This is a genomic window from Streptomyces luteosporeus (assembly GCF_039532865.1).
GTDB lineage: Bacteria > Actinomycetota > Actinomycetes > Streptomycetales > Streptomycetaceae > Streptomyces > Streptomyces luteosporeus.
The window spans coordinates 237,596-260,586 of sequence record NZ_BAAASL010000010.1 but is presented as its reverse complement, the minus strand read 5'-3'; the positions used below and the strand labels follow the sequence as shown (position 1 = coordinate 260,586).

Here is a 22,991-nt window from a genome sequence, read left to right as displayed (position 1 = left end):
AAGGGCTTGCCGCACCGCCGAGTCCTGTTGCATGGTGGGAGGCGTGGCCACTCGTAGCGCAGACCCCAAGAGCACGACCGGCACCCAGCCGATCGACGCCGTCTCCCTGGCGATCATCGAGCAGCTCCAGGAGGACGGCCGCCGCCCCTACGCGGCGATCGGCAAGGCCGTCGGCCTCTCCGAGGCCGCCGTCCGGCAACGCGTGCAGAAGCTGCTCGACCAGGGCGTGATGCAGATCGTCGCCGTCACCGACCCCCTCACCGTGGGATTCCGGCGGCAGGCGATGGTCGGCATCAACGTCGAGGGCGACCTCGACCCGGTCGCGGACGCCCTGACCGCGATGGACGAGGTGGAGTACGTGGTGGTGACCGCGGGCTCGTTCGACCTGCTGATCGAGATCGTCTGCGAGGACGACGACCATCTCCTCGACACGATCAACAAGCGGATCCGGACGCTGCCCGGCGTGCGCTCCACGGAGAGCTTCGTCTACCTCAAGCTCCGCAAGCAGACCTATACATGGGGAACTCGATAGCCGTGAGCAGCAAGGACCTCAGCAGGACGGCGTACGACCATCTGTGGATGCACTTCACCCGGATGTCGTCGTACGAGAACGCCCCCGTGCCCGTCATCGTGCGCGGCGAGGGCACCTACATCTACGACGACCGGGGCCGGCGCTACCTCGACGGCCTGGCCGGGCTGTTCGTGGTCCAGGCCGGCCACGGCCGCGCCGAGCTGGCCGAGGCGGCCGCCAAGCAGGCGCAGGAGCTCGCCTTCTTCCCGGTGTGGAGCTACGCCCACCCCAAGGCGGTCGAGCTGGCCGAGCGCCTGGCGCACCACGCGCCGGGCGACCTGAACAAGGTCTTCTTCACCACGGGTGGCGGCGAGGCCGTCGAGACGGCGTGGAAGCTGGCCAAGCAGTACCACAAGCTGACCGGCAACCCCACCAAGTACAAGGTGATATCGCGGGCCGTGGCCTACCACGGCACCCCGCAGGGCGCGCTGTCCATCACCGGGCTGCCCGCGCTGAAGGCCCCCTTCGAGCCGCTGGTCCCCGGCGCGCACAAGGTGCCCAACACCAACATCTACCGCGCGCCCTCCTTCCTCGACGAGGGATCCGGCGTCTCCCCCGAGGCGTTCGGCCGGTGGGCCGCCGACCAGATCGAGCAGCAGATCCTCTTCGAGGGCGCCGACACCGTCGCGGCCGTCTTCCTGGAGCCGGTGCAGAACGCCGGCGGCTGCTTCCCGCCGCCGCCCGGCTACTTCCAGCGGGTGCGCGAGATCTGCGACCGGTACGACGTGCTGCTGGTCTCCGACGAGGTCATCTGCGCCTTCGGCCGCCTGGGCACGATGTTCGCCTGCGACAAGTTCGGCTACGTGCCCGACATCATCACCTGCGCCAAGGGCATGACCTCCGGCTACTCCCCCATCGGCGCCGCGATCGTCTCCGACCGGATCGCCGAGCCGTTCTTCCGGGGCGACAACACCTTCCTGCACGGCTACACCTTCGGCGGGCACCCGGTCTCGGCCGCCGTGGCCCTGGCCAACCTCGACATCTTCGAGCGCGAGGGCCTCAACCGGCACGTGCTGGACAACGAGGGCGCCTTCCACACCACGCTGGCGAAGCTGCACGACCTGCCGATCGTCGGCGACGTGCGCGGCAACGGCTTCTTCTACGGCATCGAGCTGGTGAAGGACAAGGCCACCAAGGAGTCGTTCACGCCGCAGGAGTGCGAGCGGCTGCTGTACGGCTTCGTGTCGAAGAAGCTCTTCGAATCCGGCCTGTACTGCCGCGCCGACGACCGCGGCGACCCGGTCATCCAGCTGGCGCCGCCGCTGATCGCCGACCAGGGCACGTTCGACGAGATCGAGCAGATCATCCGTGGCGTCCTCACGGAGGCGTGGACGAAGATCTGACGTCGTCAGAGTGTCGTCAGGGTGTCGTCAGGGGTGCCTCGCGGGCGGATGAGCCCGATGGGAGGAAATGAGGCACCCCAGCGCCGAGCCTGGGCGGAGGCTAGGATCCCGGTTCCGTACGGTGCCAGTGACCCAATGGCCTCCGGTTCGTTCACCCGGTCGGGGGAGCGAACCCTCTCAAGCGACCCGAGGTGCTCGATATGGTGGCCCCGCCGGACAACGACGTGCTCTGGGCACGCGGACTCCACTACTCCTACAACGGCTCCCCCGCCCTGACCGGGGTGTCCATCGGCGTCCGCGAGGGCGAGATCCTCGCCGTCACCGGACCGCGCGGCTCCGGCAAGACCACGCTCCTGAAATGCCTGTCCGGACAGCTGCTGGCCGACCCGGGCGAGGTGTGGTTCAACAGCGGCCCCGTGCACACCCTCTCGCGCGCCGCGCGGGAGCGGCTGCGCCGCGACCGGTTCGGCTGGATCGACAGCCGGCCGCACCTCGTGCCCGAGCTGACCGGCTGGGAGAACGCCGCCCTGCCGCTGCTCGTGCGCGGCACCGGCCACCGCGCCGCCAAGCAGACCGCCACCGAGTGGCTCGAACGCCTCGACGTCGGCGACTGCGCCCGCAAGCGGCCCGGGGCCCTCACCCAGGCCCAGCGCCAGCGCATCGCCATCGCCCGGGCGCTGGCCGCCGACCCGACGGTGGTCTTCGCCGACGAGCCCACCGCGCCCCTGCACGCCACCGACCGCGCGCAGGTGCTGCGCACCCTGACCACCGCGGCCCGCTCGCACCACATCACCGTCGTGCTCGCCACCCTGGACGAGGAGAGCGCCTCGCTCGCCGACCGCACCGTCGGCCTCGTCGACGGCCGCCGCGGCTCGCTTCCCACGCCCGAGGCGTCCGAAGGGGAGGGCAGGGCCGCGTGCTCAGTCTCCGCCTAGCGCGCGGCGCCCACCCGCTCGTCCTGCTGCGCCGGCTGCTGGTGGTCCTCGCCGCGGCCGGGGCCGGTTTCCTGCTGCTGTGCGCGCTCGGGTACGCCGTGGCCCACCCGGACACGCCGCAGGAGTCGCTCGTGCGGCTGCTGTGGTGCCTGGCGCCGCTGGCCGCCGTCGTGCAGTTCGCCGTCGCCGTGGCCCGCAACGACCCCGCGACGCGGCCGCGGGACGGCATGGACGCCATCGGCTTCGGCCCCGTACGGCTGTCGGTGCTCGCCGCCACCTCCACCGCCCTGTCCTGCGGCACCGGCAGCGTCCTGGCTCTGCTGGCCTACCTGGAGCTGCGCGGCGACCTCGGCGGCACCCCGCTCAGCGGCGCGGCCGCCCGCGCCCTCGACGGGCAGGCCGGCCTGCCGTGGGGGGCCGCCGTGACCCTGCTGGGCCTGCTGCCGGCGCTCGGCGCCGGCGCCTGCGCCCTCTTCCTGCGCCCGAGCCGCGAGCGCAGGGCGCGCGGCGCCCACGCCGCACCCACCGATGATCCCGCGCCCTCCACCCCCCGCGAGGACCGCCCCGCCCACATCGGGCTGCCCTGGGGCGTTGCCGTCATCGCCTGCGGCCTGGCCCTGGAGGCGTACGTCGGCCACGCCCCGGCGCCCGCCCCCGAGACCCTGCTGGCCCTGCCCGGCCAGGACGGCGGCTCCTCCCCCGCCCTGCTCGGCGGCTGGCTGCTCACCTTCGCCGGCCTGGTGCTGGCCGGCCCCGGGCTCACCCACTGGTGCGGCGCCCTGCTGTCGTCCGGCCGGCCCGGGCCCGTACGGCTGCTGGCCGGCCGGATACTGCAGGACGCGGCGGCACGGGTCGGACGCCCGCTCGGCGTGCTGTGCGCCGTGGCCGCCGGGGCCGTGGCGGCCGTCGAACTGTACGGCGCGCTGTGGCGGCCCACCGGGCCCGGTCCGTTCGGGCCGCTGACCTGGCTCGGCGCGGGCCTGGTGATCGCCTGCGTGACCGCCACCGCGCTCACGGCCGCGGCCGACACCCGCACCTCCCGCGCGGAGACCTCGGCCGCGCTGGCCCGGCTCGGCATCCCGGCCTCCCTGCTGCGCGGCGCCGCCGCCGTGCGCACGGGCGCCCTGGTCGCCGTCCTGGCGCCCCTCACCTGGGTGATCGCCGAGCTGACCGCCCTGCCCCTGACCCGTTCTTGACCACTTCTTGACCCAAGGCAACTCCGCGGCCCGAAACCACGTCTGCTTCAAGAGCGACTGGAATTCAGGCGAACGGAGCTCTTGGTGATCATCGGCCTTGTCACGGCTGTCGCGGCCTCGGTGTGTTACGGCACAGGATCGGTCCTGCAAGCCGTGGGGTCGCGCAAGTCGGCCCGCAGGGAGGCCGCCAAGGCCTCCACCACGGGCACCACCCAGCACGGCGGCCCCAGCCTGTCCTCCACCGCCAAGGCCGCCGTGACCTGGGAGTTCATGGTCGGTACCGTCCTGGACTTCCTCGGCTTCGGCCTCGGCGCGCTCGCCGCGCGCATGCTGCCGCTGTTCCTCTCCCAGACCGTCATCAGCGCCAACCTCATCGTCACCGCGCTGCTGAGCATCAAGCTGCTCGGCATACGTCTGAACGGCAGGGAATGGGTTTCGATCGGCGTCGTCTGCTCGGCCCTTGTGCTCCTGGCGACCGCCGCCGGGCACGAGGGCAGCGGCGCCACCGCCATGTCCACGCACTGGTGGCTCCTCGCCATCTCCGTCGTCCTCATGGGCGGCGGCACCGTGGCCGTACGGCTGCTGGGCGCCCGGGCGGCGATCCTGGCCGGCCTGCTGTCCGGCCTCGGCTTCGGTGCCATCGGCGTCGGCGTGCGCATCCTCGACGGCATCGACCCCTTCGACCTGCCGACCATGCTCGCCGACCCCGCGCTGTACGCCATCCTCGTCTCCGGCTCCGTCGGCATGTACCTGCACACGGTGGCCCTGCAGATCGGTTCCGTGAACGGCGCGACGGCGGCCCTGGTCGTCGGCGAGACGGTGCTGCCCGGCATCATCGGCGTGATGTGGCTCGGCGACGCCTCCCGCGACGGCTTCGCCTGGGTCGCGGTCCTCGGCTTCCTCCTCGCCGTCGCAGGCGCGGTAGCGGTGGCCTGGTTCGGCGAACCGGACGCGCACGCGGCTGCGCCGCAGGCCGAGCCGGACACGCACGCGGCTGCGCCGCAGGCCGAGCCGGACAAGGTGCCCACACCTGTGGCGTGAGGCCTCCCTGGATGGTGCACCTGGTTGTGGGCAGGCGTGCCGCAGGGCGGCACGGGTGGGCACAACCGGCCCACCGGGTCGCACCACCCCGGGGTCCGGGGGCGCAGCCCCCGGTTACGGGAAGGGGCGGGGTGGGGGAAGGACAACCACCTCGTCCACCGCGAACGCGACGCCCACCCGGTCACCGACCTCCGGCGCATCCCCCAGCGGCACCGCCGCCTCAAGCTCCGGCCCGGCCTCCGGCCGAAGCCGCACCACCACGTGGTCCCCGCGGAACGTCCGCGCCCCCACAACACACCGCAAGCCGTCCCCCGCGGCAGCGACCCGTACGCCCGCCGGCCGCACCAGCACCCGTCGCTCCCCCGCCGCCGTGCCGTCCGGCACCGGCAGCTCGCCCCACGGCGTCCGTGCCGTAGGGCCGTTCACCGTTGCCGGAACGACGTTGCGGAATCCCAGGAAGCGCGCCACGAATTCCGATGCCGGCCGCTGCCACACCTCCAGCGGCGTGCCGATCTGTGCGACCCGTCCGCCTTCCTGCATGACGACGACCCGGTCGGCGAGGGCGAAGGCCTCGCCCTGGTCGTGCGTGACGGCCAGCACCGTCGTCCCCAGGCGCCCGAAGAGCTCGCGCAGTTCGACGACGAGCCGTTCGCGCAGGCCGCGGTCGAGCTGGCCCAGGGGTTCGTCGAGCATGAGCAGCCGTGGCCGGGGGGCCAGGGCGCGGGCGAGGGCGACGCGCTGCTGTTCGCCGCCGGACAGTGCGCCGACCGGTCGGCGCTGTGCGCCGGGCAGGCCGACCAGTTCGAGGAGTTCGGCGACGCGCCGCTCGGTCTCGGCGCGGTCCGTGCGGCGCATGCGCAGTCCGAAGGCGACGTTGCCTGCGACGTCGCGCTGGGGGAAGAGCTGGTGGTCCTGGAACATGAGGCCCACGCCGCGCCGGTGCACCGGTACGCCGCTCTGGTCGCGGCCGTCGAGGTGCACGCGGCCTTCGTCGGCGCTCTGCAGGCCGGCCACGACGCGCAGCAGGGTGGACTTACCGCTGCCGCTGGGGCCGAGCACGCAGACGGTCTCGTGCTCGGCGACGGTGAGGCCGACGGCGTCGAGCGCCGTGCGGGCGCCGAAGCGGACGGTGACGTCCTCCAGCCGGAGCATGGACATCTAGAACTCTCCCGTACGGTCGGTGCGCACGCGCTCCAGGACCAGCAGCGCGGCGGCGCACACCAGCATCAGGATCGTGCTCAGGGCCATGGCCTGCCCGTAGTTGAGTGCGCCGGGCCGGCCGAGCAGCCGGGCGACGGCCACGGGCAGGGTGGGGCTGTCGGGGCGGGCGATGAAGACGGTGGCGCCGAACTCGCCGAGCGAGACCGCGAAGGCGAAGCCGGCGGCGACGGCCAGGGCCCGGCCGACCATGGGCAGGTCGACTTCGCGCCAGGCCCGCAGCGGGGAGGCGCCGAGCACGGCGGCGGCCTCCCGGAGGCGGGTGTCGACGGCGCGCAGCACGGGCAGCACGGTGCGGACGACGAAGGGCACGCCGACCAGGGCCTGGGCGAGCGGGACGAGGATCCAGGAGGTGCGCAGATCCAGCGGGGGCTCGTCCAGGGCGATCAGGAAGCCGAAGCCGACGGTGACGGCGGAGGTGCCGAGGGGGAGCATCAGCAGCGCGTCGAAGCCGCGTACGAGCCTGCCCTCGCGGCGGGTGAGCGCGGCCGCGGCGAGGGAGCCGATGACGACGGCGACGGCGGTGGCCGCCGCCGCGTAGGCGAGGGAGTTGCCGATGGCTTCGAGGGGTGCGACGACGAAGGTGCCGGCGGTGCCGCCCGCGGAGGCGAGGGCACGGTAGTAGGTCAGGCCGTATCCGTCGGGTCCGTCGAGGGAGCGTTCGACGAGGACGGCGAGCGGCAGGATCAGCAGCAGGGCGATGACGGCCAGGACGGAGGCGAGCAGCGTCCACTGGGCGGCGCCGCGGGGGCGGCGGGCGGTGCGGGCGGCGTCCACGAGCCGCAGGGTGGCTTCGCGCCGCCGGACGGTGCGGGCGTGCACGAGGAGCAGCACGGCGACGGCCAGGAACTGCAGCAGCGTGAGCACGGCGGCGGTGGGCAGGTCGAGCAGTTGCGCCGTCTGCTGGTAGATCTCCACTTCCAGCGTGGCGTAGCGCGGGCCGCCGAGGATCTGCACGACGCCGAAGGAGGTGAAGGTGAAGAGGAAGACCATGAGGGCCGCGGCGGCCACGGCCGGGGCGAGGGCGGGCAGCGTGATCCGCCGCCAGGCGGTGAGGCGGCCGGCGCCGAGGACGCGGGCGGCCTCCTCCTGGCGCGGGTCGAGCTGGGCCCACAGTCCGCCGACGGTGCGGACGACGACGGCGTAGTTGAAGAAGACGTGGGCGAGCAGGATCGCCCAGACGGTGGTGTCCAGGCGGACGCCCCACAGTTCGTCGAGCAGTCCGCCGCGGCCGAGCAGGGCGAGGAAGGCGGAGCCGGCGACGACGGTCGGCAGGACGAAGGGGATGGTGACCACGGCTCGCAGCAGCTGTTTGCCGGGGAAGTCGAAGCGTGCGAAGACGTACGCGCCGGGGAGCGCGAGCAGCAGCGTGAGCGCCGTGGAGGCGGCGGCCTGCCAGGTGGTGAACCACAGGACGTGGCCGGTGGCGGGGTCGCCGAGCACCTCGCCGATGCGGGCGAGCTGCCACTGGTCGCCGTCCTTCAGGCCGCGGGCGACGATGGCGGCGACGGGGTAGGCGAAGAAGATCCCGAAGAAGGCGAGCGGCCCGGCCATCAGGGCCAGGCGCGTCGCGGTCCGCCGGGCGCCGCCGCGCGGGGCGGCACCCGGGGGTGCGTCGGTCACTTCAGGACGAGCGAGGACCACGTCTTGATCCACTGGTCGCGGTGCTGGGCGATGCGCTGCGGGTCCAGCGTCGCCGACTGCGTGATCTTCGCGCCGTACTTGGTGAACAGCTCGGGGACGCGCGCGTCCCGGTTGACGGGGTTGACGAACATCTGCAGCGGCATGTCCTCCTGGAAGGTCTTGCCCACCAGGAAGTCGATCAGTGCCTTGCCGCCCTCGGTGTTCTTCGCCCCGCTCAGCAGGCCGGCGTACTCGACCTGCCGGAAGCAGGTGCCGGTCGCCACGCCCGTGGGCGCCTCGGCCGGCTCGGGCTTGACGCCCATCACCTCGGCGGGCGGGCTGGAGGCGTAGGAGACGACGAGCGGCCGGTCGCCCTTGGCCTTCTTGCCGGCGGCGGAGCCGGAGAAGCGGGTGTTGTACGCCTGCTCCCAGCCGTCGACGACCTCGACGCCGTTGTCCTTGAGCTTCTTCCAGTAGTCCTGCCAGCCGTTCTCGCCGAAGGCGGCGACGGTGCCGAGCTGGAAGGCGAGGCCGGGCGAGGAGGTGGCGACGTTCTCGGTCACCAGGAGGTTCTTGTACTCCGGCTTGACCAGGTCGGCGAAGGTCTGCGGCGGCGCGAGCTTCTTGTCGGCGAAGTAGGCGCGGTCGTAGTTGACGCAGATGTCGCCGTAGTCGGTCGGGGTGACGCGGTCCTTGGTGTCGCCGCGCAGCTCGGCGGGGACGCGGTCCGCGCCCTTGGCCCGGTAGGGCGTGAACAGGCCCTTGTCGAGCGCGCGCGACAGGAGGGTGTTGTCGACGCCGAAGAAGACGTCGCCCTGGGGGTGGCTCTTGGAGAGGATGGCCTGGTTGACGGCCGCACCGGCGTCACCACCCTTGATCACCTGGACCTTGTAGCCGGTCTGCGCGGTGAACTGCTTCAGGACCGCGTCGGAGGCCACGAACGAGTCGTGGGAGACGAGCCGGACGGTCTTGTCGCCGGAACCGCTGCCGCCGGAGCCCGAACCGGAGCCGGAGTCCGGGCTGCCGCAGGCGGCGAGGACGGGCAGGCCGAGGGCCGCGGCGGCCGTCGCCACGACGGCACGCCGAAGGATGGTGTTCATGGTGGTGCTGACTCCCTACGCCGGTACTAACCGGATCAGGTCCGAGGGTCTGCGGGCCGTGCCGCACTCTCAGCGCTCGCTGCGCTCCCCTGTCGGAATGTTCATTTGTACGAAGTGCGCGACGTTGCGCGAAGGAACCGTACCAGGGCGGCCGCGGGCCCCTGCCGGGCCCGCGGCGGCCGCTCAGCGCTCGGCGGCGGCCAGCTGGCCGCAGGCTCCGTCGATCTCCTGGCCGCGGGTGTCGCGGATGGTGACGGGCACGCCGTGGGCGGCGATCGCCTCGACGAAGGCCCGCTCGTCCTCCGGGCGGGAGGCCGTCCACTTCGAGCCCGGGGTGGGGTTGAGCGGGATGAGGTTGACGTGCACCCGCCTGCCCTTGAGCAGCCGGCCCAGCAGGTCACCGCGCCAGGCCTGGTCGTTGATGTCCCGGATGAGGGCGTACTCGATGGAGATCCGGCGCCCGGACTTCTCCGCGTACTCCCAGGCGGCGTCGAGGACCTCGCGGACCTTCCAGCGGGTGTTGACCGGCACCAGGGTGTCGCGCAGCTCGTCGTCGGGGGCGTGCAGCGAGACCGCGAGACGGCACTTGAAGCCCTCGTCCGCGAACCGCAGCATCGCCGGGACCAGACCCACGGTCGAGACCGTGATGCCGCGCTGGGACAGGCCCAGGCCGTCCGGCTCGGGGTCGGTCAGCCGGCGGATGGCGCCGACGACGCGCTTGTAGTTGGCCAGCGGCTCGCCCATGCCCATGAAGACGATGTTGGACAGCCGCGCGGGACCGCCCGGCACCTCGCCGTCGCGCAGCGCGCGCATGCCGTCGACGATCTGGTGCACGATCTCGGCCGTCGACAGGTTGCGCTCCAGGCCGGCCTGGCCGGTGGCGCAGAACGGGCAGTTCATGCCGCAGCCGGCCTGGGAGCTGATGCACATCGTCACCCGGTCCGGGTAGCGCATCAGCACCGATTCGACGAGCTTGCCGTCGTGCAGGCGCCACAGGGTCTTGCGGGTGGTGTCGTCGTCGCACGAGACGTGGCGCACCACGCTCATCAGCTCCGGCAGCAGCTCCTCGGCCAGCTTGGTGCGGGCCGCGGCCGGGATGTCCGTCCACGCCTCGGGCTGGTGCGCGTACCGCGCGAAGTAGTGCTGGGACAGCTGCTTGGCGCGGAACGGCTTCTCGCCGATCGCGGCCACGGCCTCGCGGCGCTCGGCGGGCGAGAGGTCGGCGAGGTGCCGCGGCGGCAGCTTGGCTCCGCGCGGGGCGACGAAAGTGAGTTCTCCGGGCTTAGGCATGGTCCTACCAGTGTCGCAGACGCGGCGAGGGGGCCCGCCGTCCTGTGGACGACGGGCCCCCTCGCGGTGAAGACGCAGGTCAGGCGGCTTAAGGGATCAGCCGACCCCGACGAAGGCCACCATCAGCAGCCAGACCACCGGAGCGGTCGGCAGGAGCGAGTCCAGCCGGTCCATGCTGTGCCGATATGCGGCTGCCGCCGCGTGGCGCCGTGTCACCCGCTGCCGACGAAAGCCACCATCAGCAACCACACCACCGGTGCCGTCGGCAGGAGCGAGTCCAGCCGGTCCATGATCCCGCCGTGGCCGGGGAGCAGGGCGCCCATGTCCTTGATGCCCAGGTCCCGCTTGATCATGGATTCGCCGAGGTCGCCCAGCGTGGCGCTGACGGCGACCGCCAGACCCAGCAGCAGACCCTGCCACCAGACGCCGCCGTCGATGAGGAACTGCATGCACAGCGCGCCCGCCACCATGGCGAAGAGCACCGCGCCGACCAGGCCCTCGCGGGTCTTGCCGGGGCTGATGCGCGGGGCGAGCTTGTGCTTGCCGAACCGCCAGCCCACCGCGTACGCCCCGGTGTCGCTGACGACGGTCAGGATCAGGAAGGTCAGCACCCGCCAGGCGCCGTCCTGCGCGGCCAGCATCAACGCCACGAAGGTGGCGAGGAAGGGCACGTAGAAGGCGGCGAAGATGCCGGCGGTGACGTCCTTGAGGTAGTCGTCCGGCGTCTCCGTCATCCGCCACACCAGCACGGCGAGCGCGGTGAAGGCCATGGCCACCCACGCGCCCTCCGCGCCGCTCACGTACCCCGCGACGGTCATCGCGGCGCCGCCGATCGCCAGCGGCACCAGGGGGGCCCGGATGCCCTTGCGCTCGGCGAGGCGGGAGGTCAGCTCCCACAGCCCGACCACCACGGCGATCACGACGACGCCGAGGAAGACGGGCTTGTAGATGAACAGGGAGGCGAGGATGACGGCACCGAGGCCGACGCCCACCCCTATCGCCGCGCGCAGGTCCCGGCCGGCGCTCTTCTTCGCCTTGGGCGCCTGGGGGGCGGGCTCGTGCGGCCGGATGGCGGGCTCCCCTGTGTCACGGTGATCGCGTTCGTCGTGGAACAGGGGGCCGCCGAGGTGCGCGGCCCCCTGCTCACGGTCGTCATCGTCGTCCTGGTATCCGCCTTCTCCGGGCACAATGGGCATGGGGCGAGTCTGCGCCGCGTCGCCCATGTCGTGCACAGGACCCGCCGGGAGACCGTCCTCCCAGCGGGTGCCGGGAGGGGGTCCGGCGTCGGTGGCCCCCCAGTGACCGGGGCGCGGCGGGGCTCCCCAGGATGCGTCGTTCATCAGACCTCGAGGAGCTCGGCTTCCTTGTGCTTGAGCAGCTCGTCCACCTGCGCGACGTACTTCGCGGTGGTGTCGTCGAGCTCCTTCTCCGCGCGGCGGACCTCGTCCTCGCCGGTCTCCTTGTCCTTGACCAGCTTGTCGAGGAGGTCCTTGGCCTTGCGGCGGATGGAACGGATGGAGACCTTGGCGTCCTCGGCCTTGGTCTTCGCGACCTTGACGTACTCCCGGCGGCGCTGCTCGGTCAGCTCGGGGAAGGTCACCCGGATGATGTTGCCGTCGTTGCTCGGGTTGACGCCGAGGTCCGAGTCGCGGATGGCCTGCTCGATGTTGCGCAGCGCGGTCTTGTCGAACGGGGTGACGACGGCCATGCGCGGCTCCGGCACCGAGAACGACGCCAGCTGGTTGATGGGCGTCAGCGCGCCGTAGTAGTCGGCCACGATCTTGTTGAACATCGCCGGGTGCGCACGCCCGGTGCGGATCGCCGCGAAGTCCTCCTTGGCGACCACGACGGCCTTCTCCATCTTCTCCTCGGCCTCGAGGAGGATCTCTTCGATCACCACTTGCTCCTGGTGTTATCAGTAAGCAGAGCCTCGCCCCTGCGCGCGTCTTCTCCTGCACGGTGTCCGACCGGCAGGCAGTTGTCCATCCCCGTGCCGAGGTCTTCCCCCGGCACGGAGTTGCCGTCCGCCTCATTTCGGCGGCCAAGGCGGACGGCTGCGGGTCGTCAGTCCCGCGTGGCCTGGTCGCTCACGAGCGTGCCGATCTTCTCACCCTTCACCGCACGGGCGATGTTGCCCTCGGCGAGGAGCTCGAAGACCAGGATCGGCAGCTTGTTGTCCATGCACAGGCTGATGGCGGTGGCGTCGGCGACCTTCAGTCCGCGGGCGAGCACCTCGCCGTACTCGAGGGCGTCGAACTTCACGGCGTCGGGGTTCTTCTTCGGGTCGGAGTCGTAGACCCCGTCGACGCCGTTCTTGCCCATGAGGATCGCCTCTGCGTGGATCTCCAGGGCGCGCTGGGCGGCGGTGGTGTCGGTGGAGAAGTAGGGCATGCCCATGCCCGCGCCGAAGATCACGACGCGGCCCTTCTCCAGGTGCCGCACGGCGCGCAGCGGGATGAACGGCTCGGCGACCTGGCCCATGGTGATGCCGGTCTGGACCCGCGTCTCGACCCCCTCCTTGGCGAGGAAGTCCTGCAGGGCGAGGCTGTTCATCACGGTGCCGAGCATGCCCATGTAGTCGGACCGGGCCCGGTCCATGCCGCGCTGCTGCAGCTCGGCGCCGCGGAAGAAGTTGCCGCCGCCGATGACGACGGCGATCTCGTAGCCCTCGCGGACGACGGCCGCGATCTCCCGGGCGATGGCGTGCACGACATCGGGGTCGACGCCGAGCCCACCGCCGCCGGCGAAGGCCTCACCTGACAGTTTCAGCAGGAACCGACGGCGTGTGCCCTGCTCGGCGTGTGTGTCGTCGGCGGCCTGCGTGGCGTCCGCACCCTGGTTCATTGGAGTTCTCCTCGTGCACATACCAAGAAGGCCATTGCCGGATGGATCCTTGCGGTTCCCTCAGCGGCAATGGCCTCCTCGTCACATCAGCGGTCGGCCGGTGGGCGGCCGACTGCGTACGACCCTAGCGGGTCGCGGGTCATTCGCTGCCCTGCGGACGGCTCAGGCGCCGACGCGGATGCGGGCGAAGCGCTTGAGCGTGACGCCGGCCTCGTCCAGGACCTTCTGGACGGTCTTCTTGTTGTCCTTCGCGAAGGCCTGGTCCAGCAGGACCTGCTCCTTGAAGAAGCCGGTGACGCGGCCCTCGACGATCTTCGGCAGGGCGGCCTCGGGCTTGCCCTCCTCGCGAGCGGTCTCCTCGGCGATGCGGCGCTCGTTCTCGACGACGTCGGCCGGGATCTCCTCGCGGGAGAGGAACTTCGGCGCGAAGGCGGCGATGTGCTGCGCAACGTCCTTGGCGACCTCGGCGTTGTCCTTGTCGAGCTCGACGAGGACACCCACCTGCGGGGGCAGGTCGGCGGCCGTGCGGTGCATGTAGGCGTAGACCTTGCCGTCGGCGAAGTGCGCGAAGCGGTCCACGACGATCTTCTCGCCGAGGGTGGCGTTGGCCTCGTCCACGAACGCCTGGACGGTCTTGCCGGCCTCGATCTCGGAGGCCATGAGGGCCTCGGCGTCGGCCGGAGCGGTCTTGGCGATGTGGGCGGCCAGGGCGTCGGCCACGGCGACGAACTTCTCACCCTTGGCGACGAAGTCCGTCTCGCACTTCAGCTCGACGATGACACCGGAGGTGTTGTCGTCGGCGATGAGGGAGGCGACGGCGCCGTTCTCGGTGGTGCGGCTCTCGCGCTTGGCCACACCCTTCAGGCCCTTGACGCGGACGATCTCGACGGCCTTCTCGAGGTTGCCCTCGGCCTCGTCGAGCGCCTTCTTGCAGTCCATCATGCCGGCGCCGGTCTGCTCACGGAGCTTCTTGACGTCAGCGGCGGTGTAGTTCGCCATCCTTCAATCCTTCTCGTGCACTGGGCCTTGCCGGGCCCCACGCGGGGCCTCGGGCAGGCTGGTCCGTCTTGAGGTCACCACACCTGTCGGCTCCCGTCCCGCTGACGGGGTCCGACAGTGGATCCGCCGGGCGTACGGCGGGGGCTTGCCGCCCCCGCCGTACGCCCGGTGCGGCAGAGCCTTAGGCCTGCTCGGCGTCCGCGGCCGGCTTCTCGGCCTCGGCGGGGGCCTCGGCCTCGGCGGCGGCCGGCTCGTCGGCCTTCTTCTCGCCCTCGAGCAGGTCGCGCTCCCACTCGGCCAGCGGCTCGCCGGCGGCCTTCTCGCCCTTGCCCTCACCGGCACCGCCGGAGCGGGCGATCAGGCCCTCGGCGACGGCGTCGGCGATCACGCGGGTGAGCAGGGTGACGGAACGGATCGCGTCGTCGTTGCCCGGGATCTTGTAGTCGACCTCGTCGGGGTCGCAGTTGGTGTCGAGGATGGCGACGACCGGGATGCGGAGCTTGCGCGCCTCACCGACGGCGATGTGCTCCTTCTTGGTGTCGACGACCCAGATGGCGCTCGGCACCTTCTGCATCTCGCGGATGCCGCCGAGGGTCTTCTCCAGCTTGGCCTTCTCGCGGGAGAGGACCAGGAGCTCCTTCTTGGTCAGGCCGGAGGCGGCCACGTCCTCGAAGTCGATGAGCTCGAGCTCCTTCAGGCGCTGCAGGCGCTTGTAGACGGTCGAGAAGTTGGTGAGCATGCCGCCCAGCCAGCGCTGGTTGACGTAGGGCATGCCGACGCGGGTCGCCTGCTCGGCGATGGCCTCCTGGGCCTGCTTCTTCGTACCGACGAACATGATGGAGCCGCCGTGCGCGACGGTCTCCTTGACGAACTCGTAGGCGCGGTCGATGTACGACAGCGACTGGAGCAGGTCGATGATGTAGATGCCGTTGCGCTCGGTGAAGATGAAACGCTTCATCTTCGGGTTCCAACGACGGGTCTGGTGACCGAAGTGGACGCCGCTCTCCAGCAGCTCCCGCATCGTGACGACGGCCATGGCCGTGCTCCTTGAGGTATTCGGTTTCCACGACGACCGGGCGGTCGCCGCGCCTGACGCCCCGGTGCGTCCGCCGCGGTCGGCGCCCGTGCGGGGAGCCGTTCCGAGGACCGAGGGACACGGCCACCGTGCTGCCCGGAAGGGCGAGAAGCGCCGGTGGCGGGGCGTGCGAAGTCGATCCGGTGACCCGGATCGCCATGAGAAGTGTACGGGACGGCAGAAGGCGCGGGTGACGGCGTTGTCCACAACCCCCGAGTAGTCCACAGATCCTCGCCAAGATCCCCACGAGTCGGTGATCGGGGCCATGGTCGTGGCATGCGACGACGACTGCTTCTTGTCCTGGTGGCAGTGCTGCTGGCGTGGGCGCCGGCGGCTGCCGCCGAGCCGCCCGGCGGCGAGCGGGCCTGGCCCGTCCCGGGGGCGCACGGGGCCCGGCCCCTGGTCCTGCGGGCCTGGGAGCCGCCCCCGGTGCGGTGGGCCGCCGGCCACCGCGGAGTGGACCTGGCGGCGGCCCCGGGCACACCGGTGCGGGCGGCGACGCCGGGGCGGGTGTCCTACGCGGGCGAGGTGGCGGGGCTCGGCGTGCTGGCGGTGGAGCTCGCGCCGGGGCTGCGCACGACGTACGAGCCCGTGCGGGCGGTGGTGCAGGAGGGAGAGATGGTGCGGGCGGGGCAGGTGATCGGGGTCGTGACGCCGAGGGCGGGATGGCACTGCGGGGTGGGGTGCGTGCACTGGGGGCTGCGGGACGGGGAGGAGTACCGCGATCCCCTGAGCCTGCTGCCCCCGTGGCTCCTGCGACGCCCACCGTCGCGCCTGCTGCCGCTGGTGGTGAGCGTCCCGTAGGGGCGCGGGGCAGTGTCGATCTGCGGCTCCGCCGCGCGGGCGCGCCAAGCCACGGCGAACGCGCAGGTGTCGGCTGCGGGCCGTCCGTGGCCGATCGCGCAGTTCCCCGCGCCCCTACGGGGCGCCGTGGTGCCGCGTGACGAGGATCCGCCGGGCAGGCGCTAGCCGCGCACGCCCCGCAGGGTCATGCCCACCGCCGCCTCCGTGATCGTCGTGGGGTCCTCCGCCGCGCCCAGCTCGATGCGGCGGACCGCCGCGTCGACGACACCCTGCAGCAGCATCGCCGCCAGCCGCGGCTGCTCGTGGCCGAGCGCCTCCAGTGCCTCGACGACCATCGCGATCAGGCCGCCGTGCGCGGCGCGGATCTTCTCGCGGGCGCCCGCGTCGAGCTCGCCGGCGGAGATCGCCACCACGGCCCGGTGCCGGCGGTCGCCGACGAGTGCCAGCTGCCGGCGCACATACGCCTCGATCTTGTCCTCGGGGGTGGCGGCGGCGGCCATCGCGGCTTCCACCTCGGCGGCCCAGACCGGGAAGTCGACGGCGCACAGCTCCTCGACGACGGCGGCGCGCGAGCGGAAGTACTCGTAGACGGAGGACCGGGCGAGGCCCGTGCGCTCGGCGAGCGCGGGGAAGGTCAGCGCTTCCGTCCCGCCTTCGGACAGCAGGGAGCGGGCGGCGTCCAGCAGGGCGCCGCGCTGCATCGTCCGGTGCTCGGCCACTGAGGCCGCTCGAATCCTGGGCACGCTCCCACTTTACGGACAGGAGCGGGCCCGGACGACGGTGGAGGGACGATTCAGCGACGTCGGCCCCGGCACGCTCAGCGCCCGACGTCCGCGAGCTTGGCCCGCAGTTGCAGGACGGACTTGGTGTGGATCTGGCTGACCCTGCTCTCGGTGACGCCCAGCACCTGGCCGATCTCGGCGAGGGTGAGGCCCTCGTAGTAGTAGAGGGTGACGACGGTCTTCTCCCGCTCGGGGAGGGTGTTGATCGCCCGGGCCAGGAGCCGGCGCAGCTCGTGGTCCTCGGCGACCTCGACCGGGTCGTCGGCCGCGGTGTCCTCCAGGGTGTCCATCAGGCTCAGCCGCTCGCCGCCCTCGCCGCCGACGTGCAGCAGCTCCTCCAGGGCCACCACGTTGGCGAGGGACAACTGACTGAAGACGGCGTGCAGTTCCTCCAGGGAGATCTCCATCTCGGCCGCCACCTCGGCCTCGGTGGGCGTGCGGCGCAGGGCCGCCTCCAAGGTGGCGTACGCGCGCTCCACGGCGCGCGCCTTCTGGCGCACCGAGCGCGGGATCCAGTCGAGCGCGCGCAGCTCGTCGATCATCGCCCCGCGGATGCGGGTGATGGCGTAGGTCTCGAACTTGATGGACCGGCCCGGGTCGAACTTCTCGATGGCGTCGATCAGCCCGAAGATCCCGGAGGAGACGAAGTCGGCCTGTTCGACGTTGGGCGGCAGCCCGACGCTGACGCGGCCCGCCACGTACTTCACCAGGGGCGAGTAGTGCAGGATCAGCTGCTCCCGCAGCCGCTCGTCGCCCGTGGCCTTGTACGACCGCCACAGCTCGTCGAGCGTCGTGGGTGCGGGAGGGCGCACGGCGCCGCGCGCTGCGGGCGGTACCGCCGCGCGGTCGGACCCGGAGGTGTGCTGGGGCATTCGTCGTTCTTCAGCCGTTCTGCCGTGGACGTTGATCAGGTGGTGTGACGATCGGTCGATGGGAGATCGGGCGGTACGAAGGGATGATTTCCGTGAGCGTAGCGTGACCGGGACGCTGCGGTGAGCGATGGACTCCCTTCGGTGGGTGGAGATGCGGTCCGCCGGCGGCGGCGCGCCGCACGACGGCGGCCGGGACGCGGGGCACGGGGCCGCTCGGCGCCCGCCGTATCGGCCGGCCGGGTCGTCGCCTTAACCCTTTCACCCGATCACCCCAGGTCAAGAACCGCCTCGCCGCGCAGGGGGGCGCCGTTGGAGGGGCTTGGAGCCTTCGTCTGTTGACGGCTCGTCAGCCAATTGCCAGCGATCGCCCAGCCGTTCCACGAACCCCAGCGCCTGCAGTTCGTACAGGCTGGCGAGTGTCCGCTCGGTGCCGAGGCCCGCCTCCCGGGCGAGAAGGGCGAGGCCCGCACCGCCCCGGCCGGGCACGGCCTCCAGCACCGCGGCGGCGGCCGGCGCCAGCAGGTCCCGGGCGAGGACGGGGCCGCGCCGGGCGGGTGCGAGCTCTCCCATGGTGCCGACCAGCTCGGCGATTTCGTCGGCATCGGTGACCAGACACGCCCCCTCGCGCAGGAGTTCGTGCACGCCCGCCGACAGGCCGGAGGTGACCGGCCCCGGCACGCCCATCGTGTGCCGCCCCAGCGCCCGCGCCCGGCGCGCGGTCACCAGCGACCCGCTGCGGTACTGCGCCTCGACGACGACCGTGCCCCGGGTCAGGGCGGCGATGACGCGATTGCGCAGCACGAACCGGGCCCTCGTGGGGTGCCCGCCCGGTGGCAGCTCCGCCAGCACCAGGCCCTGTTCCGCGATCCGGTCGATCAGCTCGGCATGGCCGCGCGGGTAGGGGACGTCGATGCCGGAGGCGAGCACGGCGACCGTGGCCCCGCTCACGGCCAGCGCGCCCCGGTGCGCCGCGCCGTCCACTCCGAAGGCCGCGCCGGAGACCACCACCCAGCCGCGCTCGGCCAGCCCCGCGCCCAGCAGGGAGGCCACGTGGGAGCCGTAGTCGGTGCAGGCCCTGGCTCCGACCACCGCCACCGAGCGCAGCGCCCACAGCCGCACGTCCGGGCTGCCGCGCACCCACAGCCCGACGGGCCGGGCGTCCGCCAGGTCGTCCAGCTGGCTGGGCCACTGCAGGTCGCCGGGGATCAGGAAGCGCCCGCCGAGCCGGGCCACGGTCTCCAGGTCGCGCCCGGGGTCCAGGGCGGCGGCCCGGGCCGCGCACGCCGCGAGGCGGTCCTTCCGGGCACCGGGCGGGGGTGGCCCGGCCCCGGTCAGGGCCTGCAGCAGCGCCTGGGCGCCCAGCTGCCGCAGCCATCGCCCCACCTGCTCGTCGCCGGGCTCGGTCAGGCGGGTCAGGGCGGCCCGGGCCAGCCGCTCGGATGCGTCCGGGCCGCTCATTCCCAGCCGCCCGCCCGCACCGCGCCGCGCCGGACGCCCGTGCGCAGCTCCAGTGCCTGGAGCACGTCGCCGGCATCCGGCCGGTCGTGCCCGGCGAGGTCGGCCACCGTCCAGGCGACCCGCAGCACCCGGTCGAGCCCGCGCGCGGTCAGCAGCCCGCGCTCCATGTCCCGCTCGGCCTCGGCCAGCGCCCCGGGCACGACGCTCCAGCGGGTGCGCAGCTCGTGCCCGGGCACCTGGCTGTTGGTGTGCCAGGGCGTGCCGGCCAGCCGGGTGGCGGCGCGCTCGCGGGCGGCCCGCACCCGCGCGGCGACGTCCGCAGTCGACTCGGGCCGGGCCCCGGGCCCGGTCAGCTCCGAGCGGGTCACGGGCTCGACGGTCACTCTGAGATCCACCCGGTCCATCAGCGGCCCGGAGAGCCGGCCCAGGTAGCGCCGGACCGCGCTCGGCGGGCAGTCGCAGCCGTCCGCCGTCATCCCGTGCCGGCCGCAGGGGCAGGGGTTGGCCGCGAGAACCAGCAGGAAGGAGGCCGGCAGCCGCATGACCCCGCCCGAGCGGGCCACGACCACGTGCCCGGACTCCAGGGGCTGGCGGAGGGTGTCCAGGACACGGCTGGAGAATTCGGGCGCTTCGTCCAGAAAAAGCACCCCGTGGTGAGCCAGGGACACCGCCCCCGGCCGGGGCAGGCCCGAACCTCCGCCGACGAGCGAGGGCATGGACGCCGAGTGGTGCGGCGCGCAGTACGGCGCGCGGTCGATCAGCGGCTGCCCGGCGGGCAGCACGCCCGCCACCGAGTGCACCGCGGTGACCTCCAGCGACTCGTGCGGCGTGAGCGGTGGCAGCAGGCCCGGCAGCCGCTCGGCCAGCATCGTCTTTCCGGCCCCGGGCGGGCCCAGGAAGAGCAGGTGGTGCCGGCCCGCGGCGGCGACCTCCAGCGCCCTGCGCGCCCGGGCCTGCCCGGCGACCTCGGCGAGGTCGGGCCGGCCCGCCCCGTCCGGCGCGATCGCGGGGATGCCGCTGCCCGGCAGGGCGAGCCCGGCGGACACCGGGTCCGGCCGGCCCTCCGCCGCCGGCTCCTCGTCCTCCTCGGGCACCGGCGCGTCCGTCAGCACCGCGATCAGCTGGCGCAGGCTGCGCACGCCCAGCACCGAGACGCCGGGCACGAGGGCGGCCTCCGCCGCCGTCCGCTCGGGCACCACGACCTGGCGGTACCCGGCGTCGGCGGCCGCCAGGACAGCGGGCAGGACGCCGCGCACCGGGCGGACGCGGCCGTCGAGGCCCAGCTCGCCGATCATCACCAGGTCGGCGATGGACCGGGGGTCGATGCGCTCGGCCGCCCCCAGGACCGCGCAGGCCACGGCCAGGTCGAAGCCGCTGCCGCCCTTGGGCACCGAGGCGGGGCTCAGCCCCACCGTGAGCTTCTTCTGCGGCCACTCGGCCCCAGAGTTGGCCACCGCGGCCCGCACCCGGTCGCGGCTCTCCGTCAGGCTCTTGTCGGGCAGGCCCACCAGGGTGAAGGCGGCGACGCCCGGCTCCAGGTCGGCCTGGACCTCGACCACCACGCCCTCGACTCCCGCCAGGGCCACCGAACACGTCCGTGCGAAGGCCATCAGGCCACCCCCCGGACGTGCTCGACCACGGGCGCGCCCCGGTCGGGCACGACGACGCCCACCAGGTCGATGCGCACGCCGCCCGCCGGTGCCCCGCCGTGCCGGAGGAGCCAGTGGGCGGCCAGGGTGCGCAGCCGCTCGGCCTTGGCGGGGGTGACCGCCGCCATCGGGTGCTCGTAGGGGCCCGCGCGGCGGGCCTTGACCTCGCAGATCACCAGGGCGTCGCCGTCGGCGGCGACGATGTCGAGCTCGCCGGACCGGCACCGCCAGTTGCGGGCGAGGACGCGCATGCCCGCCTCGGCGAGCCTGCGGGCCGCCAGCTCCTCGCCGTACCGCCCGAGCGCCCTGCGCGCTCCGGCGGACGTCCGCTCGCACTCTTTTCCAGCCGGGTTCCGGGACATCGGCACCACCTCCGGCACCGACTGTGCCGCCCCGGCCCGCAACTGTTGGATCTTGGTGGATAACCCGGCGCCTGGGGAAAACCCGGTGACCCGATCAGGTACCCGGAAGGTCCAGGTCCGTCTTGTTGAGCTCCTCGATGTTCACGTCCTTGAACGTGAGCACCCGCACCTGCTTCACGAAGCGTGCCGGCCGGTACATGTCCCAGACCCACGCGTCCGCCATCGACACCTCGAAGAAGACCTCCCCCTGCACGGAGTGGACCTGCATCTCGTAGTCGTTCGTCAGGTAGAAGCGCCGCTCGGTCTCGATCACGTATTTGAACAGACCGACGACGTCGCGGTACTCCCGGTAGAGCTTCAGCTCCATCTCGGTTTCGTACTTCTCGAGGTCCTCGGCGCTCATGGCATGTTCCCCTTCAGCCGTGCGTCCCCCCATTGTGCGTCAGGCGTGCTCCGTCTCCAGCAGCACCGGCGCACTCGGGGGTCCCTCGTCGAGCAGCGTGCGCAGCAGCTCGGCGAGTCTGGTCGGGTACACCGTCTCACGGGTGTCCAGCAGTTCCCCGCAGCTCCACCAGCGCAGCCCGTTCAGGCTGCGCCGCTCCAGCTCCGTCCCGCCGCCCGTCCAGGTGGGCTCCTGGCGGGTGCGGGCCAGGTAGTAGCGCTCGTCCTGGTCCCAGCGGCGGCCGGCGAAGGGGAAGGAGCACCTGCGCCGCCACAGCAGCGGCCCGAGCTCGACCTCGGTGATCCCGGTCTCCTCGGCCAGCTCCCGCCGCGCGGCGCTCTCCCAGTCCTCGCCGCCCTCCAGCCCGCCGCCGGGGGTGAACCACCAGGTCAGGGAGGGGTCGTCCGGCTCGTAGCCGTGCAGCAGCAGGATCCGGTCGGCCGGGTCGAGCAGGATGACGCGCGCGGCCCTGCGCAGCGGCCCGGGCTCGCTGCCGGACCCGCCGCCAGGCTCATGGCCGGGCCCGCCGCCAGGCTCATCGACGGGCTCGCGACCGGGCTCGCGACCAGGCCCACGACCGGGCTCACCCATGGGACGACACCGCCGTCCTGCCCGGGCTGCGGGAGCGCCACCGGGCCAGCGGGCCGTACGCGGCTCCGCCGAAGATCAACGCAGCACCCAGGCCGGCGGCGGTGACGATCAGCGGCAGCGGCCCGGGCCGGGAGGTGCCGCCGGGCAGGGCGGCGAAGGCGTCCGGTCGTTCGATCATGCCCCAGCCGGAGACGGGCCAGGCGGTGGCGTCCACCCGGGCCCGTACGGTCTCGCGGGGCACCGAGCCCTGCCCCGTGCCGGCCATGTGGCTGCGGGAGTCGACGGAGTCGCTGCGGTGGTCGCCGAGGAGGAAGAGGTGCCCGGGCGGGACGGTGGCGGAGAAGGGCGCCGGGGAGGCCGGGCCCGCCCCCTGCAGATACGGTTCTTCGACCGGTTGGCCGTTGATCGTCAGCCGGCCCTGCGGGTCACAGCAGGCGACCTTGTCGCCGTCGACGCCGACGACGCGCTTGACCATGGGCACCGAGCCCCAGACCTTGTCCTCGAAGACCACGATGTCCCCACGCCGCACCTCGGCACCGGAGACCCGCTCGGCCAGCACCCGGTCCCCGCGCCCGATGGTGGGCGCCATGGAATCGGTGGGCACGGTGTAGGGCCGGTAGAGCCAGGCGGCCCAGGCGAACCCGCCGAGGAAGAGCACGCAGCCGACGGCCACGGCCAGCCCGGACAGCACCCTGCCCGTGCGGCCCGGGCCGTGCTCGTCGCGTCCCTCTGTGCTCATGCCGCCCCCGCCCGGGTCGATGATCGGTGCGCGGAAGCGCCCGGGAACGGCGCGGCC

General features: G+C 72.8%; 23 protein-coding genes and 1 riboswitch. Of the genes, 6 read left to right on the top strand and 17 right to left on the bottom strand.

Annotated elements, in window-relative coordinates:
• Positions 1-43 precede the first annotated feature (43 nt).
• From ABD361_RS16010 to ABD361_RS15990, 5 genes are all read left to right on the top strand, one after another.
• The gene (locus ABD361_RS16010; protein ID WP_344435951.1) at positions 44-532 is read left to right on the top strand and encodes an Lrp/AsnC family transcriptional regulator; all 489 of its coding nucleotides are present in this window, start codon (positions 44-46) and stop codon (positions 530-532) included.
• Positions 517-1,914 carry an aspartate aminotransferase family protein gene (locus ABD361_RS16005; RefSeq protein ID WP_344435949.1) on the top strand — a complete coding sequence of 466 codons (1,398 nt, stop codon included), beginning with the start codon at positions 517-519 and terminating at the stop codon, positions 1,912-1,914. Before ABD361_RS16010 ends, ABD361_RS16005 begins: the two co-directional genes overlap by 16 nt.
• A gap of 200 nt (positions 1,915-2,114) precedes the next feature.
• Positions 2,115-2,849: an ABC transporter ATP-binding protein gene (locus ABD361_RS16000; protein ID WP_344435948.1), complete on the top strand. Its 735-nt coding sequence runs from the start codon at positions 2,115-2,117 to the stop codon at positions 2,847-2,849.
• Complete coding sequence (locus ABD361_RS15995) at positions 2,831-4,045, top strand: hypothetical protein (RefSeq protein WP_344435947.1); 1,215 nt, start codon at positions 2,831-2,833, stop codon at positions 4,043-4,045. Before ABD361_RS16000 ends, ABD361_RS15995 begins: the two co-directional genes overlap by 19 nt.
• Before the next feature lie 84 nt (positions 4,046-4,129).
• Positions 4,130-5,086, top strand: coding sequence for a hypothetical protein (locus ABD361_RS15990; protein WP_344435946.1), 957 nt, complete (start codon positions 4,130-4,132; stop codon positions 5,084-5,086).
• 114 nt (positions 5,087-5,200) lie between these two features.
• Here ABD361_RS15990 and ABD361_RS15985 read toward each other — a convergent pair whose 3' ends face one another.
• From ABD361_RS15985 to rpsB, 9 genes are all read right to left on the bottom strand, one after another.
• Complete coding sequence (locus tag ABD361_RS15985; protein WP_344435945.1) at positions 5,201-6,244, bottom strand: ABC transporter ATP-binding protein; 1,044 nt, start codon at positions 6,242-6,244, stop codon at positions 5,201-5,203.
• Entirely contained in the window at positions 6,245-7,948 is a 1,704-nt protein-coding gene (locus ABD361_RS15980; RefSeq protein WP_425583221.1) for an ABC transporter permease, read from the bottom strand.
• Entirely contained in the window at positions 7,924-9,027 is a 1,104-nt protein-coding gene (locus ABD361_RS15975; RefSeq protein ID WP_344435944.1) for a thiamine ABC transporter substrate-binding protein, read from the bottom strand. The genes ABD361_RS15980 and ABD361_RS15975 overlap by 25 nt, the downstream gene beginning before the upstream one ends.
• Positions 9,023-9,128, bottom strand: a riboswitch (TPP riboswitch). (Overlaps the previous gene by 5 nt.)
• Positions 9,129-9,210: 82 nt before the next feature.
• Positions 9,211-10,317: a dual-specificity RNA methyltransferase RlmN gene (gene rlmN, locus ABD361_RS15970; RefSeq protein ID WP_344435943.1), complete on the bottom strand. Its 1,107-nt coding sequence runs from the start codon at positions 10,315-10,317 to the stop codon at positions 9,211-9,213.
• A 212-nt stretch (positions 10,318-10,529) separates the two neighbouring features.
• A complete protein-coding gene (locus ABD361_RS15965; protein WP_344435942.1) occupies positions 10,530-11,657 on the bottom strand; it encodes a phosphatidate cytidylyltransferase in 1,128 nt (375 codons plus the stop codon).
• Positions 11,657-12,214: a ribosome recycling factor gene (gene frr, locus ABD361_RS15960; RefSeq protein WP_344435941.1), complete on the bottom strand. Its 558-nt coding sequence runs from the start codon at positions 12,212-12,214 to the stop codon at positions 11,657-11,659. Before frr ends, ABD361_RS15965 begins: the two co-directional genes overlap by 1 nt.
• 167 nt (positions 12,215-12,381) lie before the next feature.
• Positions 12,382-13,161, bottom strand: a complete 780-nt coding sequence (gene pyrH, locus ABD361_RS15955) for a UMP kinase (RefSeq protein WP_344435940.1) — start codon at positions 13,159-13,161, stop codon at positions 12,382-12,384.
• A 162-nt stretch (positions 13,162-13,323) separates the two neighbouring features.
• A complete protein-coding gene (tsf, locus tag ABD361_RS15950; RefSeq protein WP_344435939.1) occupies positions 13,324-14,160 on the bottom strand; it encodes a translation elongation factor Ts in 837 nt (278 codons plus the stop codon).
• A 181-nt stretch (positions 14,161-14,341) separates the two neighbouring features.
• Entirely contained in the window at positions 14,342-15,196 is an 855-nt protein-coding gene (gene rpsB / locus ABD361_RS15945) for a 30S ribosomal protein S2 (RefSeq protein ID WP_344435938.1), read from the bottom strand.
• A 315-nt stretch (positions 15,197-15,511) separates the two neighbouring features.
• On the opposite strand from rpsB, the gene ABD361_RS15940 reads away from it, so the two are divergent.
• Entirely contained in the window at positions 15,512-16,039 is a 528-nt protein-coding gene (locus ABD361_RS15940; protein WP_344435937.1) for a murein hydrolase activator EnvC family protein, read from the top strand.
• Positions 16,040-16,200: 161 nt separating this feature from the next.
• Here the strand turns inward: ABD361_RS15940 and ABD361_RS15935 are convergent, their stop codons facing one another.
• The 8 genes from ABD361_RS15935 to lepB all read right to left on the bottom strand — a co-directional run bounded on the left by ABD361_RS15935 (position 16,201) and on the right by lepB (position 22,934).
• A complete protein-coding gene (locus tag ABD361_RS15935; RefSeq protein WP_344436002.1) occupies positions 16,201-16,740 on the bottom strand; it encodes a TetR/AcrR family transcriptional regulator in 540 nt (179 codons plus the stop codon).
• A gap of 116 nt (positions 16,741-16,856) precedes the next feature.
• Positions 16,857-17,693, bottom strand: a complete 837-nt coding sequence (gene whiG, locus ABD361_RS15930; protein ID WP_344435936.1) for an RNA polymerase sigma factor WhiG — start codon at positions 17,691-17,693, stop codon at positions 16,857-16,859.
• Positions 17,694-17,969: 276 nt separating this feature from the next.
• Positions 17,970-19,151 (bottom strand): DNA-processing protein DprA, encoded by a 1,182-nt coding sequence (dprA, locus tag ABD361_RS15925; RefSeq protein ID WP_344435935.1) that lies wholly within the window; start codon positions 19,149-19,151, stop codon positions 17,970-17,972.
• Entirely contained in the window at positions 19,148-20,761 is a 1,614-nt protein-coding gene (locus ABD361_RS15920) for a YifB family Mg chelatase-like AAA ATPase (protein ID WP_344435934.1), read from the bottom strand. Before ABD361_RS15920 ends, dprA begins: the two co-directional genes overlap by 4 nt.
• A complete protein-coding gene (locus tag ABD361_RS15915) occupies positions 20,761-21,162 on the bottom strand; it encodes a YraN family protein (RefSeq protein ID WP_344435933.1) in 402 nt (133 codons plus the stop codon). Before ABD361_RS15915 ends, ABD361_RS15920 begins: the two co-directional genes overlap by 1 nt.
• A gap of 94 nt (positions 21,163-21,256) precedes the next feature.
• Positions 21,257-21,565 (bottom strand): DUF2469 domain-containing protein, encoded by a 309-nt coding sequence (locus ABD361_RS15910; RefSeq protein ID WP_126916304.1) that lies wholly within the window; start codon positions 21,563-21,565, stop codon positions 21,257-21,259.
• 39 nt (positions 21,566-21,604) lie between these two features.
• Complete coding sequence (locus ABD361_RS15905; RefSeq protein ID WP_344435931.1) at positions 21,605-22,195, bottom strand: NUDIX hydrolase; 591 nt, start codon at positions 22,193-22,195, stop codon at positions 21,605-21,607.
• Complete coding sequence (lepB, locus tag ABD361_RS15900) at positions 22,188-22,934, bottom strand: signal peptidase I (protein WP_344435930.1); 747 nt, start codon at positions 22,932-22,934, stop codon at positions 22,188-22,190. The genes ABD361_RS15905 and lepB overlap by 8 nt, the downstream gene beginning before the upstream one ends.
• Positions 22,935-22,991 lie beyond the last annotated feature (57 nt).

Excerpts from the sequence above, each read along its gene's own strand:
- ABD361_RS16005 (WP_344435949.1), top strand. The coding sequence starts at position 517 with ATGGGGAACTCGATAGCCGTGAGCAGCAAGGACCTCAGCAGGACGGCG.
- ABD361_RS16000 (WP_344435948.1), top strand. The coding sequence starts at position 2,115 with ATGGTGGCCCCGCCGGACAACGACGTGCTCTGGGCACGCGGACTCCAC.
- ABD361_RS15985 (WP_344435945.1), bottom strand. The coding sequence starts at position 6,244 with ATGTCCATGCTCCGGCTGGAGGACGTCACCGTCCGCTTCGGCGCCCGC.
- ABD361_RS15975 (WP_344435944.1), bottom strand. The coding sequence starts at position 9,027 with ATGAACACCATCCTTCGGCGTGCCGTCGTGGCGACGGCCGCCGCGGCC.
- rlmN (WP_344435943.1), bottom strand. The coding sequence starts at position 10,317 with ATGCCTAAGCCCGGAGAACTCACTTTCGTCGCCCCGCGCGGAGCCAAG.
- ABD361_RS15965 (WP_344435942.1), bottom strand. The coding sequence starts at position 11,657 with ATGAACGACGCATCCTGGGGAGCCCCGCCGCGCCCCGGTCACTGGGGG.
- pyrH (WP_344435940.1), bottom strand. The coding sequence starts at position 13,161 with ATGAACCAGGGTGCGGACGCCACGCAGGCCGCCGACGACACACACGCC.
- tsf (WP_344435939.1), bottom strand. The coding sequence starts at position 14,160 with ATGGCGAACTACACCGCCGCTGACGTCAAGAAGCTCCGTGAGCAGACC.
- rpsB (WP_344435938.1), bottom strand. The coding sequence starts at position 15,196 with ATGGCCGTCGTCACGATGCGGGAGCTGCTGGAGAGCGGCGTCCACTTC.
- ABD361_RS15940 (WP_344435937.1), top strand. The coding sequence starts at position 15,512 with ATGCGACGACGACTGCTTCTTGTCCTGGTGGCAGTGCTGCTGGCGTGG.
- ABD361_RS15935 (WP_344436002.1), bottom strand. The coding sequence starts at position 16,740 with ATGCAGCGCGGCGCCCTGCTGGACGCCGCCCGCTCCCTGCTGTCCGAA.
- whiG (WP_344435936.1), bottom strand. The coding sequence starts at position 17,693 with ATGCCCCAGCACACCTCCGGGTCCGACCGCGCGGCGGTACCGCCCGCA.
- dprA (WP_344435935.1), bottom strand. The coding sequence starts at position 19,151 with ATGAGCGGCCCGGACGCATCCGAGCGGCTGGCCCGGGCCGCCCTGACC.
- ABD361_RS15920 (WP_344435934.1), bottom strand. The coding sequence starts at position 20,761 with ATGGCCTTCGCACGGACGTGTTCGGTGGCCCTGGCGGGAGTCGAGGGC.
- ABD361_RS15915 (WP_344435933.1), bottom strand. The coding sequence starts at position 21,162 with ATGTCCCGGAACCCGGCTGGAAAAGAGTGCGAGCGGACGTCCGCCGGA.
- ABD361_RS15910 (WP_126916304.1), bottom strand. The coding sequence starts at position 21,565 with ATGAGCGCCGAGGACCTCGAGAAGTACGAAACCGAGATGGAGCTGAAG.
- ABD361_RS15905 (WP_344435931.1), bottom strand. The coding sequence starts at position 22,195 with ATGGGTGAGCCCGGTCGTGGGCCTGGTCGCGAGCCCGGTCGCGAGCCC.
- lepB (WP_344435930.1), bottom strand. The coding sequence starts at position 22,934 with ATGAGCACAGAGGGACGCGACGAGCACGGCCCGGGCCGCACGGGCAGG.